Raw genomic sequence first — 17724 nt, forward strand, 5'->3', positions numbered from 1 at the left:
CTTCAACTCCTGTGGGAAATGTTTGACCTGAAGATCCACTTTTTTGAGCGGGTTTTGCTAAAAAAGTTAGCTGAAGGACAAACCCCACGGAAAGGGAAGTGGGTAGCCGGAGTGGTGGTCAAGCAGTAGCTATTCCATAATAGCTACTAGAGGAAGCGTAAAATCTGAGCATGTAGTGATAAGGACTGAGCGAATTTTGCTCAGTTTTTTTTATAATGAACATACGTGTCATTATCTATTTGGATAGAAACTCCTCGATAACCTTCTTCCAGTAGTTTTTTCTGTGTTTCATAATCCATCATTCGAACGATTTTTTTCTTTATAGTAGTATTAAATTCTCTTGTGAAATCACGGAGTAGTATGTAACGAAGTTTTCCGTTATATTTCTTTTTGAGTGCGATTATTTCCATTCCTAAGGCAATCTTATCTTTAATACTTGGAATATTGAATGGTGCAACTGTGGTTGCTACATATTGAAAACGCTCTTTGTCTACTTCTGTAAATAGTAATTCCCCCATATACGTTTGTAGTCGATTCCCACGAAAGTCAGGATGTACATTAGATATTTCTGAATAGATCATTTTTAACCGTTCTTCTTTCGAAAGTCCAGCATCTATGCCTAAATGTTCATGTTCATCAATATTTGGAATGAGCATTGCTCGAAAAGCAATCATTTTGTTCGTAATGAAGATACCAATCATTGAGCCATTTCCAGTTAAAATATGGCGATATTCTTCATAGCTCAGCGTCTGTAAAGCCGCTGGTACTTCCATTGCTTGCTCAACTATTTGTTGAAGCTCTAAAATTTGTGGTATATCATCAACGGTTAAGAATCTAACATAAAAGGATTGCTTAGACTTTGGAAGCTTTCCTTCAGCAATAATCTTATGATTCATATGGACACCTTCTTTGTATGCTGTCAATGTAAGTAGTGTGGATTCATCAAATCAATTCCTAGGCCGATGTGTTTGGTTCAATTGAATAAATGGAAACATTATATTGTAAATTGCCAACGTCTTTTGAAAACTTTAATGGACCTGTTAATTCTACGCTTGTAATTGTCTTTTTCTAAAAAGCTATATAAAAGCCGGCAGCAGACCCGATGGAATATTCTACCATTGAACCAATCTGACAGTCTATCCGAGCCGTCTCTGCCATCGCGGCTAACTTTATAGCAGGTACATGTCACCACATTTCATCAGTTTAATATTCACTTTATCTGGTGAGCGCTTGGCTATTACTTCACGCATTTTTTTAAAACCATGTAATCCTTCATCAATCCTTATTGGAGTAGTAGTTTTCAATTTTATTTCTGCTAGAGAATCCATATCATCAGCTATAACTGGCTGCTCAAGCTAGTTTAAAGACACATGTTGTAATTTATCTAAAGCTTGTAAGGTAGCTGCAGAAGAATGCCAGCCTTGGTTGACATCAGCATGAATAGCAGTTTTTTGCCGACATGTTTATGGACAGCTTGATACGTTCCAAGCCTATATTTTACTTGGCAATACTTCTATAGCAGTTATTTTCATAATTATCTCTACCTATATATAATGTTTACTTTTCTTTTCTCTAGTTTCTTCATTTTCTAAGGTATTGATATCATTAGCTTGATTTCTATCCATTTTTACAATCGTAAATCCGGTAAAGGCATAGAGTAGTCCGATTAATGGAACTGTAAAATTCAAAATAGCGTATGGTGCATAGGCAAAAGCATGTACACCTAATGTGCCATATATAAACACACCACACGTATTCCACGGTATAAAGACAGATGTTAACGTACCGCCATCCTCTAATGATCGGGATAGATTTTTCGAATGTAGTCCACTATCATAATATACTTTGGCAAACATTCGCGATGGTACAACGATGGAGATATATTGTTCTGAACAAGTAGCATTAGTCAAAAAGCAAGCACCGATCGTTGATGCAATAAGAGAACCAGTCGATTTTACAATTTTCAAAAGCTGATCCATCATGGCTTGCAGCATACCAGAGTATTCCAGTATACCACCAAACGTCATGGCAACAATTGTCATGGATACAGTATACATCATTGACATTAATCCACCGCGATTAAATAGTTCAGAAACCATCTCATTTGACGTGTTAATGGAATAGCCATTTTGTAACACATTTAGTGCGCTGGCTATGGTATCTCCTTGAATGATAATTTCAGATAGGAATCCCATAATAATTCCTACAGCGATTGAAGGAATCGCTGGTACCTTTAATGCTACCAAAATAATCACAAGTAATGGAATCAACAAAAGATATGGTGAGATAACAAAATTCGCTTGCATATCTGCAATGGTTTGTTGAATATTAGCATTCTCAATGGTATTCCTGCCGAAATCTTTTCCCAAGTAAGCGAAAACAAACAGAGAAATCAGTAGTCCAGGGAAAGTTGTATAAAACATATGCTTAATGTGCACAAATAAATCTGTGTTTGTTAAACCAGATGCAAGGTTTGTTGTATCAGATAGTGGCGACATTTTATCGCCAAAATAGGATCCAGAAATAACCGCACCTGCTACCATCGGTACGGGAATTCCCATACTCATACCGATACCCATGCCGGCAACACCGATTGTCCCCATTGTTGCCCATGAGCTTCCAACTGTCAATGCAACAATACCACATAAGATTGTAATCGTTACCAAAAAAATGGATGGTGAAATAATTTTTAAGCCAAAATAAATCATTGTAGCTACCACGCCACCACCAATCCAAGCACCAATAGTCAGTCCGACAAGCATGATGATAAGTACTGCCGGGAGAGCGAGTTTAATTCCTTGAAACATCATTTCTTCGATTTCTTTCCAATTATAACCTTGATTCCAAGCTATCAAAGCAGCAACCCCTGTACCGATAATGAGTGGTATGTGAGGTTCACCTTCAAAAACAACAATGGTTAAAAGCATTGCAATAATCATAACTATTAATGGAACGAGTGACCACCAAATATTGATTTTTCGTTTTTTTATATCGATGCTCATATTGTATCCCCCATCTAGTAAAGTCGTAACAATAATAACATTTTTTAAAAGAATAAAAATTATTTTAATTAGAAATTATAAAATTGTCAATCTATTTTTGTTAATAATATTGTGGGTGTATACAAAGCGTGTTCGTATAAAAACAATTCTTCTCCGTGAGGACGGTAGGCTTAAGCTTACTTACAAATGAATATGTTATGTCTACTTATTTTGAGAAACATAGTTTTTTGTATCCTAATTTGTCAATGATAGCTTTATCTACATCCTTATTTTTACTAATCCAATTAGGGGATATGCTGTATGCTATTTTTAATAAAAGAAGCTGGGACAAAACACAACTTTTTACTCAAAATACGAATAATCATGTTATAAATAGAAGTATCATCGCCGCCCCGTGAAAATATACCCGCTTTCCGCGTGCACGGATTAATTTCAACTAATCAACGTTCAGTTTTATTGTTTCTTCATTCTTTTGTCTCAGCCTCAATTAATGTATGTATCTTTCTACTCTGCGTTTGAAAATATCCCGGCTATTTTGTTTATACTGTAAGCGAAGTCGTTCAGAAATTTTCCTAATAATTACACCCAGCCTCTAAAAGAGAAGCCTCTGCCAGTTTCGAATACCAACGATATAAGTTGCTAACCGCATGTTGACTTGGTGCCGATTAGTAGCTACATAAACTTTTTTGAAAGACAGTTTGCATTCTTCAGATCAGTAATACCCGGATGTATCTAAAATTCACAAATTATGGCATGGATGATGGATGAATATAGCAGAATTAAAGAGTTCGAAAGCTAGACAATGGTAACGTCGGAATGTTTGAAAGGTTATACTGTCTGATCTCAGAGACGTATTTGTCTCTTTTAGGGTCAGACAGTACTTGTTTTATTTCTGACTAATCAATGTTTCTCCTTAAAATTCTTCATAGGTTGCAGGGTCTTGGTCTTTATTTCTACCATCCGGTCGAGTTAGGGTTGCGATTGCCTCCATTTCCGACTCTTCTAAAGAAAAATCAAAAATGGATATATTCTCAAGCTGTCGCTCGTATGCAGCAGACTTCGGAATTGCAATAGAACCAAGCTGATAATGCCAGCGTAAGATAATCTGCGAATTAGATTTTTGATGGTTTTTCGCTATGTCATTAATTATTTCATTTTGTAATACCTCATTTGCTCGCGCCAATGGACTCCATGATTGTGTACGAATGTTATGCTTTTCATGCCATTTTCGCTGTTCTTCCTGATTGAAAAATGGATGTAGTTCAATTTGGTTGAGGCTTGGCAGCACACCAGTTTCTTCTTCTAAACGTTCCAAATGCTCAGGTAGAAAATTACATACCCCAATTGAACGAATGAGTCCCCATTTCTTGGCATCTATTAATGCTTGCCATGCTTCGATATACGTATTCTGCTTTGGATTTGGCCAATGTATAAGATATAAATCGTAATAAGATAAATTCGCTCGATATAGGGATTCTTGAATAGTAGTTATAGCCTTGTCATAGGCTTGGTAACGACCTGGTAATTTCGATGTAATTATTAAATCCTCTCTATGGACAGAACTTCGACGCACTGCTTCTCCGACTGTTCCTTCATTCTCATAATTATACGCCGTATCGATTAATCGATAACCTGCATGTATCGCATTGCTAATTGCTGTTACACCTTGATTCCCATTTAGTTTATATGTACCAAAACCGACAAAAGGTACAGCAATCCCATCATTTAAAGTGACTTCTGGTATAGATAGGTTCATTTCGATTCACCCCTTCTTATTCTTATCTCAAGGTTACACATTTATAGGTAGAAAACCAACTATTTGAACTAATCTTTCATAAAACGTAATCGTTACTATTTACAAATCCAACGATTATAAGTATAATATTTAATCGTAATCATTACGATTTAATGCGCGACTTCTTATATTGAAGCATGAAATTTAGAAAGGAGGGATATGGTGGCTAAAAAAGCAAAAGTAGTCAAAGAGAAAAAACGTCAGGCAATGGTAAAAAAGTATGCTGAGATTCGTAGAGAATTAAAAGCAAAAGGTGATTATGAAGCATTACGAAAGCTACCGAGAGATTCTTCACCAACAAGATTAACAAATCGATGTCAAGTAACCGGTAGACCAAAGGGGTACCTAAGGAAATTTGGTATGTCACGAATCGCATTTAGAGATTATGCCCATAAGGGGCAACTACCAGGAGTCAAGAAATCAAGCTGGTAGGATGGAAAAATTAATAATAACTATATCCTACATTGATTGGTTACCTCTTGCATATAAATCGTAATGATTACGTTTTTTATGAAGGAGGAGAAGCGACTTGAAAAAATATTATAAGTTTAGTATCTATATTGCTTTTATTATTTTATTTTTGACTGGCTGCAATGTAGCGAAGGAACTATCTGTGTCGGAAGCTGGTGAAAATCATAAGGTGTTACAAATTTATACAACGTTATATCCTTTGACCTATTTTACAGAGCAAATAGGTGGAGAGCATGTGGAAGTGGAATCGATTCTACCTTTAGGTGCAGATGCTCATACATATGAGCCTACATCCAAGACAATGGTTGAGATTGCTAAGGCGGATGGATTTATATACAACGGAGCCCAAATGGAAGCTTATGCGGAAAGTATCAAGGAAGCATTAAAAGACGAAGGTGTTACTGTACTAGAAGCATCTAAAGGAATACCTTTATTAGAGCATAAGCATCATCACAGTCATGTCGAAGAAAATGACCATGACCATGGACATCATCATAATGAGATGGAAGAGGAAGAAGAAACGCACCATCACGATCATGGACAGGAAGACCATGAAACAGAAGAGCATACACATGAACATCAAGAGTCCCATAATCATGACGAGGAACCTGAGGAACATCACCATAATCATGGTGACAAAGACCCGCATGTCTGGTTAGATCCAAATCGAGCTATCACGATTGCTGAAAATATTAAAGATTTATTAGTAGAATTACAGCCTGAAGCAGAAGCGGAATTTGAAAATAATTTTACGGATTTGAAATCCAAATTAGAAGAACTAAACAAAAGCTATCATGAAAAAATTCAAGCACAAAGTAGAAATGAAATCTTAGTTACCCATGCAGCATATGGATATTGGGAAGAGGCTTATGGGATTAAGCAAATTGCTATTTCTGGATTATCTCCATCCAATGAACCATCTCAACAGCAGCTAGTGGATGTTATAAATATTGTCGATGACCATGAGATTAACTATTTATTGTTTGAACAGAATGTAGAGCCAAAAGTAGCGAAAGTTATTCAAAATGAAACAAATGTAAAGTCGCTTGACCTGCATAATTTATCTGTTCTTACTGAAGAAGATATACAAAATGAGCAGGATTATTTTTCACTTATGTATCAAAACCTAGATGTCCTAATAACAGCATTAAAAGAATAGACTTTATGCCTTTTCAATAGATAAGTAAATATTACGATTATTACAGGCGGGTCTATTCTATGGACCTAAGGCACTACTCTATCTCCGGAGATATACTAGACTTCTTGAAAAAGAAGAGCGCTTTTTCTGTATCGCTGCCGAAGCTTTCCTTAATCCTAAAGAGGAAAGATACCGGTGAGACCTTACAGTGTGCCAGCACGAGGAGGCTCTCTAGCCACCTAAGGAAAACGAAGTATATTTCCGGAGAAACTTTATCCCACATCTAACTGGCAGTAAGATCCCATTTCAATAAAGTGGAACCAATATGAATAAGAGGGGATTGACTGCCAGTAAATGTCCGATTGATTCTAGGGCCTTTAGGTCATACCCTTGTGGTACGAACAATCAGTGGGAGAATATACAATATCTCCACTGATTGAAGTTTCACTTTATCATATTAGTTATGCGTACTATTCTTTAATTAAAATACGCTTGTCTTCAAGCTTTCGTTAATAGTGGTTATTTCATTCTATGTTCCTCTTTTTTTAATTTATGCAATGTATGTTTAGTTCCCCATTCATGCATGGCTTCCAAAATTGGTTCTAAGGTTTTTCCGTACTCCGTAATGGAATATTCCACCTTAGGGGGAACCTGTGGGTAAACCACCCGCTGAATAATATCTTCTTCTTCCAATTCCCTCAATTGCTTCGTTAACATCTTTTGGGTAATCTCGGGCATCCTTTTTCTTAGCTCATTAAAGCGTTTCGTTCCTTCTTGTAATAAATATAAAAGGATTATTGGTTTCCATTTACCAACAAGTATACCTAAAGCATCTTCTACACGACATTCTTCTGGTATTTTATCCATTCTATTCCTCCTAAGTATCATTTTGTATACTAGGTCACCTTAAAGTGCGTACTTATATTTGTGATGGTTATAAACTACAATAACACTATAAGAGGTAATTGGAAAGGTGGATGAACAATGGAAACTTATCGCATTGATCGACGTAAAGGAATGGAGTTTGGCATCTATACACTAGGGGACCACCTGCCAAATCCTAAAACAGCAGAACGTATCTCTGCACAAGAACGTATACATGAAATAATTGAATTTGCTAAGTTAGCTGAACAAGCAGGTATCGATTTCTTTAGTGTTGGGGAGAGCCATCAGGAGTATTTTGCAACGCAGGCACACGCCGTAGTATTAGCAGCAATTGCCCAAGCAACAGAAAAGATAAAGCTTGCAAGTTCTTCGACGATTATAAGCACATCTGATCCAGTACGAGTATATGAGAATTTTGCAACCATTGATCTCATTTCAAAGGGAAGAGCTGAGATTGTAGCTGGGCGTGCATCAAGGATTGGATTATTTGATTTATTGGGCTATGATGTACACGATTATGAAGCATTGTTTGAGGAAAAGTTCGAATTGTTATTAAAAATCAATCGAGAGAAGATAGTTAATTGGCATGGTGAATTTCGTGCGCCGTTAAATAGCGCTGAAGTTCTCCCACGTCCGAAAAATGATTCTATGCCAATTTGGCGAGCTGTTGGTGGTTCTTCGGCTAGCGCCATCAAGGCTGGTTACGCTGGAGTTCCAATGTTTCTTGCTCATTTAGGTGGTCCAGCTACAAGCTTTAAACGTTCGATTGATGCATATCGTGAAGCTGCTAATAAAAGTGGGCACGATTCATCTAAGCTACCAGTCGCGACTGCTGGCTTCTTTTATGCAGCAGAAACTTCCCAGCAAGCTTTACGTGAAATGTATCCTCATATAAATGAAGGAATGAAGCTAACGAATGGACAAGGATTTCCTAAACAGCATTTTGCACAAGGAGCAGATCCGCATAATGTTATGAATATAGGTAGTCCACAACAGATTATTGAAAAAATCTTATACCAGCATGAATTATTTGGGCATCAACGTTATATTGCCCAAATTGATTTTGGTGGTGTTCCATTTGATCGTTTAAAGAAAAATATCGAGATCATTGGTGCTGAAATTCTACCAGCCATTAAAAAATATACAGCAGAAAAATAGGAGGAAAAAATGAAAATTGTTGCGATGTCTGGGTCAAAGATTGGTACGAAAACGAGCACGGCTATGAAGTATACGATGAAAACAATTAAGAATACGTATCCACATGTAGGCGTTACTTTCATGGATTTAGCAGAATATGACGTTCAGTTCAGTGACGGCCGTCATTATTTAGATTATGAAGGGGATACAAAATATGTTACCCAATTAATTATGAGGCAGATGCAATTATTATCGGAACACCTATATTTCAAGCATCGATTCCAGCTACGTTAAAGAATATATTTGATTTACTTCCAGTAAACGCATTTCTTGATAAAGTTGTAAGTATGCTAGTAACTGCTGGTTCGCCAAAACATTATTTGGTCCTTGAACAACAACTGAAACCAATTTTAACGTATATGAAAGCACAGATAGTTCCGTCTTATGTATTTATTGAGGAACAGGACTTTTATCAAAAAGAAATAATTAATGATGATGTGCGATTCCGAGTTGACCGTTTAGTGGAAGATACAATTGTATTAACCGAAACATATACAGCTATTCGCGAAAAGAAAGAAGCAGAATACTTCTTTTAATTCATTAAGGTAAAAGCTTTCCCTTACAAAAGCATCTTGCCTTTTTAAGGCTATATGTTGCTAACGCCTAAGGAAAGCGCATTCAAATGGTCTTGACAGATAGTTCTCCATCCTATATGATAAAATTAATGAAAGTCGACAACAAAATAGCATTAACAATTGGGTATGTGCTTAGGTGAATCCCTGCAATAATTGGCAGTTAACTGTCAGTTGGTTGTGGGGATTTTTTGTTGTCTATATTATAGAAATTGGGGAGATAGCATGCAAAAAACTAGACGAATGGCAAATCTATTTGCAAAAGATGGAAAGTCAATAACGTTGGCTCTTGATGGGTATTATTTTTCAACGAAAACGACCGGTATTGATAAGGCAATCGCTCAATTGCCAAGCATGATTGAAAATGGGCTAGATGCAGTACTTGTGACATATGGCATGGCTAAAACATATGCTGATACTTTTACCAATGTCGGCATGGTAGTACGTGCGGATATATCGACAGAACTGTTTGATGCAAGTGTTCCAAATACAACTGGATTAATTACAGTTGAAGATGCATTAAAACTCGGCGCTGATGGTGTGATTTCAATGACGTTTCCAGGAACTACGAATGAAGCAAGTTCACATCAAATAGCTGCTAATTTGGCACGTGAAGCAGATAAGTGGAATATGCCATTTATGTGCGAAACATTACCATTTGGTTATGCGATAAGTAGTGAAGCCTCCAATCAACCGGAAGTCATCGCCTCTGCAGGAAGAATGGGGACGGAGCTCGGTGCTGATATTATTAAGACTAGATTTTCTGGTGAAGCTAGTGACGTAGAGATTGTGAAAGCTGCTCAACGACCTGTGCTTGCCTTAGGTGGACCTAAGACAAATGACATGTTAGCCTATTTTAAGTTTGTTAAGCATTGTATGGATGCTGGAGCGAAAGGCGTGGCTGTAGGACGTAATATTACGCAAAATGAACACCCATCAAAAGTGGTAGCTGGTTTGAATACAATTATTCATAAAAATGGTACAGCTGAAGAAGCGTATGAAGTTTATCAGACATAATAGCTAGTAAAATACGTAGAGCTTGACACTTTTTTTGAAGTTTTCTAGAGTAATAGTTGCAAGCGCTTTAAAAAAGGGGTGAGGGCGATGTTTTCGCAAAAGACTGTAATCCCTTCTATAAGACAACTAAAGGATTTGCAAAGTGCGCTTTCAAGTAAGTCAACATATATATTTCTCTCTGAAGTGCATATTGGCAATTTAAAAGAGCTAACGAATCGTTGTCACCAAGCTGGTAAAAAAGTCATCGTACATTTAGATTTGGTTGAAGGGTTAACGAAAGATACGAAGGGTGTTAAATGGTTAAAAGAGATGTTTAAAGTCGATGGGGTTATTTCTCCGAATCAACGTGTATTAAACGCTGCAAGTAAAATGGGAATGCTGACAATCTATCGTATCTTCTTGTTTGATTCTCGTTCGTTGGATCAGTCATTGAAATCGTTAAAAAATACGCATTTTGATGGTGTTGAAATTTTACCAGGACCGTTTGCTATTCATTTTGTCGAACGGATTCAATCCATCGTCCCAGAAGCAAGCCTGCTTGCGGGTGGTTTTCTAGATACAAAAGATAAAATAAATAAAATTCTTCATGGGGGATTTGTTGCTGTGACGACAAGTAATAGAGAGCTTTGGTAAAACAAAATAGCGAAGGGGTATTTGTGATTAGGTGATAATTCCCTCAAAGCTGACAGACAAAGGGCTGTCTTCTTTGGGGGGTTTTTCATGCACAAAAAAAGGGGGAATAGAAGGATGGAAATAATAAACTGGGTTATTGATCTAGGTCCGTCAGTTATGATGCCAATTATTTTCTTAATTTTAGCACTATGTTTTAGGATTAGGTTAGGTCGTGCTTTTAAAGCTGCCATGCTTGTAGGAATTGGTTTTATGGGTATAAATCTAATCATTACACTTCTTCTTGAGAGTATGGGACCTGCAGCAGAAGCAATGGTAAAGCGATTTGATTTGCAACTGACGGTGATCGATCCGGGGTGGCCAGTAGCAGCTGCAATTGGCTGGGGAACACCGATTGTTCCTTTTGCAGTAATTAGCATCATCCTAGTAAATATAATTCTATTAGTGTTTAATATAACAAAAACAGTCAATATTGATATATTTAACTTCTGGATATTCATGATAACAGGTGCACTCGTTTATAGTATAACTGGGAGTATATCAATAGCTGTTGTTGCATCACTGCTTCATTTTATAGTGGTTTTGATCATTGGCGATGTAACTGCTCCACGGATCCAATCAGACTATAATTTAAAAGGGATATCATTCCCACACGGGACTACAGCAGTTTTTGTGCCATTTGGAATAGCTATAAATTGGATAATCGAGCGTATACCCGGATTACGTAAAGTGGAGGCAGATCCTGAATCGATTACTAAAAAATTCGGGATATTGGGAGAACCCCTTACATTGGGGGCGATCATTGGAGCACTGTTAGGGATTTTAGCGGGATTTAATATAAGCTCTGTTTTAACGTTAGCTGTAACAGTAGCAGCGGTAATGGTACTTTTACCTAAGATGGTTGACGTACTTGTAGAGGGATTATCAATAATTCGTGAAGCAGCAGAATCGTTTTTAAAACGAAAGTTTCCAGATAGAGAGTTTTACATTGCTATGGACACAGCGTTGTTAATTGGTCATCCTGCTGTACTTGCAACCGGTTTGTTGATGATACCATCTACGCTTTTACTTGCAATTATCCTACCTGGCAACCGATTATTACCATTCACTGACTTGGCATCGCTTTCATTTTTGTTTGCGATGTGTGCACCTTATTTAAAACAAAATATGGTTCGGTTATACATAACAGGGCTGGTAATTATGACGATGGTGTTATATATCGGAACAGATATCGCTACTGCTTTTACGGAAGCTGCTAATCTAGCAAACGTTACTTTACCTGACAACATAAGCGATACAACAGAGCTTGCAAATCTTGTTGGTGGAGCTTCAACGCCGCTAGGTTGGTTATTAATTAAAATTGCATCATTTTTTGGATAGGGAGGAATGATTTTTTTGAATAAGTATTTACTAGGTATTGATAATGGGGGAACAGTTACAAAGGCAGCACTCTATTCGCTATCTGGAAAAGAAGTGGCAATTGCTTCTCAAAAGACAACGATGATTATGCCAAAGCCATTTCATACAGAGCGTGACATTAATGAGTTATGGAATGCCAACGTAACGGTTATTAAAGAGGTACTAAAGAAATCAAACATTGATTCAGAACAAATAGCTGGAGTTTCCATTACTGGACATGGTAACGGTTTATATTTAACAACCAAAAGTGGTGACCCTACTTACAATGGTATTATCTCTACCGATAACCGTGCGAAAAGCTATATTGAGAAATGGTACGCTAATCCGAGGTTTGAATCAGAAATATTGCCGAAAACAATGCAATCTGTGTGGGCAGGCCAACCGGTAGCGTTGTTAGCGTGGTTGCAAGATAATAAACCCGAGGTAATAGAAAACACGGATTATGTATTCATGGTTAAAGATCTCATTAGGTTTAAATTAACTGGAGAAGCCTATTTGGAATTGACTGATATCTCAGGTACGAATCTAATCAATGTAAAAGATCAGTGCTATGATCTGCATTTACTTGAATTTTTTGGTTTAAGTAAAATGTTGCCAAAGCTACCTCCTCTTAAGCAATCAACCGATATTTGCGGATATGTTACGAAAGAAGCTGCATTAGCAACAGGGCTGAAGGAGGGGACGCCAATTGCAGGAGGAATATTTGATATCGCGGCGTCGGCTGTAGCATCAGGCTTAGTTGAAGAAGATAAATTATGCATTGTAGCGGGGACTTGGAGTATAAATGAATATATTACTAGGAAACCAATTGTAGACAAGGATTTATTTATGACTTCTATTTATTGTTTGTCTGATTATTGGCTTACAACTGAAGCAAGCCCAACTTCAGCAAGTAATTTGGAATGGTTTATTGAAAAATTTATGTCTGTAGAAAAACAAGAAGCTGAAAAACAAGGAAGTTCTATATATGACCTTTGTAACGAACTAGTAGCTTCAACTGAGCCTGAGGAGAGTAATCTTTTGTTTTTTCCATTTTTATTCGGTTCCAATACAGTGCCGAATGCCAATTCTTGTTTTATCGGAATGAATAGCTGGCATCAATTGAAGCATTTCTTAAGAGCGGTGTATGAAGGTATTGTCTTTAGTCATTTATATCATATTGAACGATTGACGAAATATAATGACCAACTTGAATCATCGCGAATTGCTGGCGGTGTAACTAAATCAGCTATTTGGTTACAAATGTTTGCTGATTGTCTACAAATCCCACTGGAAATTGTTGAAGTCAAAGAACATGGAACGCTTGGAACAGCAATGTGTGCAGGGGTAATGACTGGATATTACCGATCAATCGATGAAGCTGCTAGAAATATGGTACATGTAGAACATATCATTAAGCCAAATCCGAACAGAGCCGAAGTGTATGCAACAAAATATAAGCTTTATAAAGAAACGCTAGAGAAGATGGAGCAAATTTGGAAGGTAGGGGTGTAGTAGCGATGGATTTAGGGATAAAAGAAAAAGTAGCCATTATTACTGGAGGTTCAAGAGGCGTTGGTAGGGAAACAGCACTAGCTTTAGCAAGAGAAGGTGCTAATATTGCTATTACCTATCAAGGAAGTCAAGAAAAAGCCCAAGATGTAGTAAGTGAAATTAGAGCTTTGGGCTGCAAAGCCGTAGCTTTTCAAGTGAATCTTGCGGATGCTCATGCAGCAAAAGAAGTAGTGCTTAAAAGTATTGCGTATTTCGGTGATGTAGACGTTTTGATTAATAATGCAGGTGTATGGCCGACAAGTTACGTGAAAGATATGCGATTGGAGGATTGGAAGGAAACTCTTGATATTAATTTAACCAGTGTATTTCAAACATGTAAAACTTTCTCTAATCATTGCTTAGACAAAAAGAAATCAGGAAAGATTCTTAATATTACCTCGCAAGCAGCATTTCATGGATCGACAACTGGTCATGCTCACTATGCAGCAAGTAAAGCTGGAATGGTTGGTTTTACGATTTCGCTTGCACGTGAATTAGCAAAAAGCGAAATAAATGTAAATAACCTTGCTTTAGGGATAGTGGAAACAGATATGATTAAAGACTCATTACAAAAAAATAAAGAATACTACATGAATCGTATTCCGCTGGGGCGTGTTGCATCACCTAGAGAAATTGCTGATATAGCAACTTTCTTAGTCTCAGAGAAGGCAAACTACCTTACTGGTGCAACCATTGATGCTACAGGTGGCATGTTGATGCGATAAACATTAAAACAAAAAAGGGGTTATGGAAATTGAAATGTTTAGCCATTGCTGACTTATTTATTACAAAAGAAATGATGGAACAAGGTCTAACCAAATTAAAGGAAGCTGGTATCGAAGTTACGATACGTGAATGGAAACATGAAAATTTAGAGCAGTTGCAAAAGGATAATCTAGCGATTGAACAAGGCGGGAGTGAGGTTGTTGACGTACCGAACGACTTACTAGAGGATATGGATACGTTTGATATGATCATTACACAATTTGCTCCTATAAATAAGAAGGTAATTTCTTCTGCAACCAATTTAAAAGTAATAGGTGTACTTCGTGGGGGAACAGAAAACGTAAATAATGATATAGCCAGAGAAAAGCATATTAAAGTGGTGAATACACCAGGACGCAACGCGCGAAGTGTAGCTGAGTTTACGGTTGGACTCATCTTATCAGAAATTCGTAATATTGCAAGATCTCATGCTTCTCTAAAACAAGGTGAATGGCGTAAAGAATTTCCGAATAGTTCCTTTATACCTGAACTTGAAGAGAGGACAATTGGCTTAATCGGGTTTGGAAACATTGGCCAATTAGTTGGTCGCTTCTTAAGTGGATTTGATGCTCGAATTATTTTCTACGACCCGTATTTTCATGGGCAAACAACGTTTGAACAGGTTGATTTAAATACGGTGCTTACCGAATCAGATATCATTTCTATGCATGGTCGATTGACGAATGAAACGAAGCATATGATTCGCTATGAGCATTTCCAACAAATGAAGAATACGGCTGTAGTCATTAACTCTGCTAGATCAGCACTTATGAAGGAAGCAGACCTTATTAAAGCATTACAGCATAAAGAAATTGCGGGAGCAGCGATTGATACATTTGATCATGAACCATTAGGAGATAGTAGTCCATTTTTACAATTAGATAATGTGACAATTACTGCTCATATGGCTGGAAGTACGAATGATGCTTTTCGCAATACACCAAAAAAACTCGCAGAATATTTATTAGCATGGTATAAACGACAAGTGTAAAAGTAGTCTTTTAACATTTTTATCCCGCATATAACTAGCAATAAGATCGCCGCTTCAAGCGGTTCACCTAACAATCAGTGGGTTGATAAACCACCCCCCACTGATTGAAGTTTCACTTTATATTTCTATTGAATGAAAAGGGAAATGATTACAATCGGTATTAAAATGCTATTAAAAACCGACAGTGATCATTTCCTTCTGTTTTGCAGCTTGTTCGTGTAACATTATCCGTTTGTAATACCTTTTGAAACATGGAGGTTTCACATCGGCATGCAATTTTGTATTCTTTAGCAACTGCCATAATAGGACAATTATATTCAGTAAGCTCATAGGTGTTTGCGTCAATCTTTGTGATATCCGCCATATAACCTTTTTCATTTTGAATCATTTCCATTTCTTTTATTCTTTCAGATGGGGATTTTTGGTACATCCGAATATTATATTCGTTCGTTAAACGATTTTCTCGTCTTTGAAATAATCGCTGAATGGAATCATCTCCATGCAAATCTCTAATATCGTTTAAAAATTCTACACTTAACCCTTCATAGCTTTTTGGAAACAATAATTCGCCTTTTTCCGATAACGAATACTGTTGCATCGGTCTTCCCATCGATTGTTTTACTTCTTCTGAAAAGATAAGCCCGTCTTTTTCCATAATAGAAAGATGCTTTCGAACTGCCATATCTGTGATATTCAAATGCCTTTTCAGTTCACCAACAGTCAATTTAACCTCTTTTTTTAATAGATGAAGTATCTTATCTTTCGTAGTAATCCTTTCCATAATTAACACCTCTTTTTAGGAAATTACGGTCACTGTCTGTATAAGAAGCAACAAGTCTAGGCTCATACTAAACCTGGTCATTGATATGGCAGAATATAGATTTCCTTTATTGTATAAAAAAGTAGCAATAGTTAAAAGCAAAAAGAAACTATGTGACCAACAAAATTATTAGGGTTTTTGAGCATATAAATTGCTTTTAACAAATTGATGCGATATCCTTTTTGCATACTTATTATACCAATAAGTATAATAAGTACAAAATAAAAAGGATGGAGGAATTTTTTATGGCAAAATTTGAATTACCTGAACTACCGTATGCAACAAATGCATTGGAGCCGTACATCGATCAAACTACTATGGAGATTCATCATGCGAAGCACCATCAAACATATGTAAACAAATTAAATGCTGCACTAGAAGGTAAGGCTGAATTAGCAGACAAATCATTAGAAGCAATTATTAGTAATTTGGAAGCAGTACCAGAAGATATCCGCACAGCGGTACGTAATAATGGTGGAGGACACTTAAACCATACGCTTTTCTGGGAAATTATCGCACCAGGTAAAGAAGCAGCTGAACCTGCTGGAAAACTGGCAGAAGCGATAAAAGAAGCATTTGGAAGTATTAGCAGTTTTGAACAAAAATTCGCTGATGCAGCGACAACTCGCTTTGGCTCTGGATGGGCATGGTTAGTTGTTAATCAAACTGGTAAGCTAGAAGTAATAAGTACACCAAATCAAGACAACCCAATCTCAGAAGGAAAAACACCGATTTTAGGTATTGATGTGTGGGAGCATGCTTATTACCTTAAGTATCAAAACCGACGTCCAGAATACATTGAGAATTTCTTTAATATTATTAATTGGGACGTAGTTGCTGAAAAATATGAGTTAGCTGTGAAATAATGCAAATAAATGGAATGATGTGCTATTCTGGCGCATTATTCCATACATATACAGAATATAAAAAAGGGGGGAAACCAGTGAAAATTGTTGGAATTTCCGGATCAATAGTTGGAGAGAAAACCTCACAAGCTGTGCACGAGGTTTTACTTGCTGCAAAACGCCAGCAAAAAGATGTCGAGACAGAGTTAATCGATTTAAAAGACTATGAAGTTGAATTTGTTCGTGGAACCCCTTTAGCTTATTATAACGAAGATACTTGGTATGTTGTAAATACAGTCTTAGCAGCAGATATCATTGTATTTGGCTCCCCAATATATCAAGCTTCGATCTCAGGTGTGTTAAAAAACCTGCTCGATCATTTTCCTGTGGACGCTTTCAAATCTAAAGTGACAGGAATTATAACAACGGGCGGATCTGAAAAGCATTTTCTTGTGTCTGAATACCAGCTTAAACCGATACTTTCTTATTTAAAAGGGATCGTACCGTCTTGTAGTGTTTTTATTCATAATGACTCATATAATGATGATAATGAAATCGTAGATCCTTCCATTTTAAATAGGATCACATTGCTCACGAAAGAGATGATGGCGATACAACAACGGATTGAACTGGAAACACAATAA

At 36.9% G+C, this 17724-nt stretch carries 16 protein-coding genes and 2 pseudogenes; 12 read left to right on the plus strand and 6 right to left on the minus strand.

Features of this window, described 5'->3' with window-relative positions:
* Window positions 1-200 precede the first annotated feature (200 nt).
* The 4 genes and pseudogenes from RVS70_RS02265 to RVS70_RS02280 all read right to left on the minus strand — a co-directional run bounded on the left by RVS70_RS02265 (window position 201) and on the right by RVS70_RS02280 (window position 4758).
* Window positions 201-896 carry a hypothetical protein gene (locus RVS70_RS02265; protein ID WP_026681678.1) on the minus strand — a complete coding sequence of 232 codons (696 nt, stop codon included), beginning with the start codon at window positions 894-896 and terminating at the stop codon, window positions 201-203.
* 47 nt (window positions 897-943) lie between these two features.
* Window positions 944-1477 (minus strand): annotated as a pseudogene (locus RVS70_RS02270) (enolase C-terminal domain-like protein); the annotation flags it as partial.
* Window positions 1478-1544: 67 nt separating this feature from the next.
* Window positions 1545-3002, minus strand: a complete 1458-nt coding sequence (gene nhaC, locus RVS70_RS02275; protein ID WP_321132471.1) for a Na+/H+ antiporter NhaC — start codon at window positions 3000-3002, stop codon at window positions 1545-1547.
* Window positions 3003-3915: 913 nt separating this feature from the next.
* Entirely contained in the window at window positions 3916-4758 is an 843-nt protein-coding gene (locus RVS70_RS02280) for an aldo/keto reductase (protein WP_121604925.1), read from the minus strand.
* A gap of 201 nt (window positions 4759-4959) precedes the next feature.
* Between RVS70_RS02280 and rpsN the strand changes: the two genes are divergently transcribed.
* Together rpsN and RVS70_RS02290 are read left to right on the plus strand one after the other, a co-directional pair.
* Window positions 4960-5229 carry a 30S ribosomal protein S14 gene (rpsN, locus tag RVS70_RS02285; RefSeq protein WP_026681681.1) on the plus strand — a complete coding sequence of 90 codons (270 nt, stop codon included), beginning with the start codon at window positions 4960-4962 and terminating at the stop codon, window positions 5227-5229.
* Between the two features lie 97 nt (window positions 5230-5326).
* Window positions 5327-6427, plus strand: a complete 1101-nt coding sequence (locus RVS70_RS02290; protein WP_166530339.1) for a metal ABC transporter solute-binding protein, Zn/Mn family — start codon at window positions 5327-5329, stop codon at window positions 6425-6427.
* A 498-nt stretch (window positions 6428-6925) separates the two neighbouring features.
* On the opposite strand, the gene RVS70_RS02295 is transcribed toward RVS70_RS02290, so the two are convergent.
* Window positions 6926-7273, minus strand: coding sequence for a winged helix-turn-helix transcriptional regulator (locus RVS70_RS02295; protein ID WP_026681683.1), 348 nt, complete (start codon window positions 7271-7273; stop codon window positions 6926-6928).
* 117 nt (window positions 7274-7390) lie between these two features.
* On the opposite strand from RVS70_RS02295, the gene RVS70_RS02300 reads away from it, so the two are divergent.
* From RVS70_RS02300 to RVS70_RS02335, 8 genes and pseudogenes are all read left to right on the plus strand, one after another.
* Window positions 7391-8449, plus strand: coding sequence for an LLM class flavin-dependent oxidoreductase (locus RVS70_RS02300; protein ID WP_228088586.1), 1059 nt, complete (start codon window positions 7391-7393; stop codon window positions 8447-8449).
* A gap of 9 nt (window positions 8450-8458) precedes the next feature.
* Window positions 8459-9024: pseudogene (locus RVS70_RS02305) on the plus strand (NADPH-dependent FMN reductase).
* A gap of 261 nt (window positions 9025-9285) precedes the next feature.
* Complete coding sequence (locus RVS70_RS02310) at window positions 9286-10077, plus strand: class I fructose-bisphosphate aldolase (RefSeq protein ID WP_026681686.1); 792 nt, start codon at window positions 9286-9288, stop codon at window positions 10075-10077.
* Window positions 10078-10164: 87 nt separating this feature from the next.
* Window positions 10165-10710 (plus strand): glycerol-3-phosphate responsive antiterminator, encoded by a 546-nt coding sequence (locus tag RVS70_RS02315; RefSeq protein WP_026681687.1) that lies wholly within the window; start codon window positions 10165-10167, stop codon window positions 10708-10710.
* 114 nt (window positions 10711-10824) lie between these two features.
* A complete protein-coding gene (locus RVS70_RS02320; protein ID WP_026681688.1) occupies window positions 10825-12087 on the plus strand; it encodes a PTS galactitol transporter subunit IIC in 1263 nt (420 codons plus the stop codon).
* A 15-nt stretch (window positions 12088-12102) separates the two neighbouring features.
* The gene (locus RVS70_RS02325) at window positions 12103-13620 is read left to right on the plus strand and encodes an FGGY-family carbohydrate kinase (RefSeq protein WP_321132472.1); all 1518 of its coding nucleotides are present in this window, start codon (window positions 12103-12105) and stop codon (window positions 13618-13620) included.
* A 5-nt stretch (window positions 13621-13625) separates the two neighbouring features.
* A complete protein-coding gene (locus tag RVS70_RS02330; RefSeq protein ID WP_026681690.1) occupies window positions 13626-14384 on the plus strand; it encodes a 3-oxoacyl-ACP reductase family protein in 759 nt (252 codons plus the stop codon).
* A 29-nt stretch (window positions 14385-14413) separates the two neighbouring features.
* Window positions 14414-15415, plus strand: coding sequence for a 2-hydroxyacid dehydrogenase (locus tag RVS70_RS02335; RefSeq protein WP_205388441.1), 1002 nt, complete (start codon window positions 14414-14416; stop codon window positions 15413-15415).
* Window positions 15416-15575: 160 nt separating this feature from the next.
* On the opposite strand, the gene RVS70_RS02340 is transcribed toward RVS70_RS02335, so the two are convergent.
* The gene (locus tag RVS70_RS02340; protein WP_121604931.1) at window positions 15576-16196 is read right to left on the minus strand and encodes a helix-turn-helix transcriptional regulator; all 621 of its coding nucleotides are present in this window, start codon (window positions 16194-16196) and stop codon (window positions 15576-15578) included.
* A gap of 284 nt (window positions 16197-16480) precedes the next feature.
* On the opposite strand from RVS70_RS02340, the gene RVS70_RS02345 reads away from it, so the two are divergent.
* Both RVS70_RS02345 and RVS70_RS02350 read left to right on the plus strand, forming a co-directional pair.
* Window positions 16481-17101: a superoxide dismutase gene (locus tag RVS70_RS02345; RefSeq protein ID WP_121604932.1), complete on the plus strand. Its 621-nt coding sequence runs from the start codon at window positions 16481-16483 to the stop codon at window positions 17099-17101.
* A gap of 77 nt (window positions 17102-17178) precedes the next feature.
* Window positions 17179-17724 carry an NADPH-dependent FMN reductase gene (locus tag RVS70_RS02350; protein WP_026681694.1) on the plus strand — a complete coding sequence of 182 codons (546 nt, stop codon included), beginning with the start codon at window positions 17179-17181 and terminating at the stop codon, window positions 17722-17724.

Origin of the sequence: Virgibacillus sp. M23 (assembly GCF_034190895.1) — a bacterium.
Lineage (GTDB): Bacteria > Bacillota > Bacilli > Bacillales > Amphibacillaceae > Virgibacillus > Virgibacillus salarius.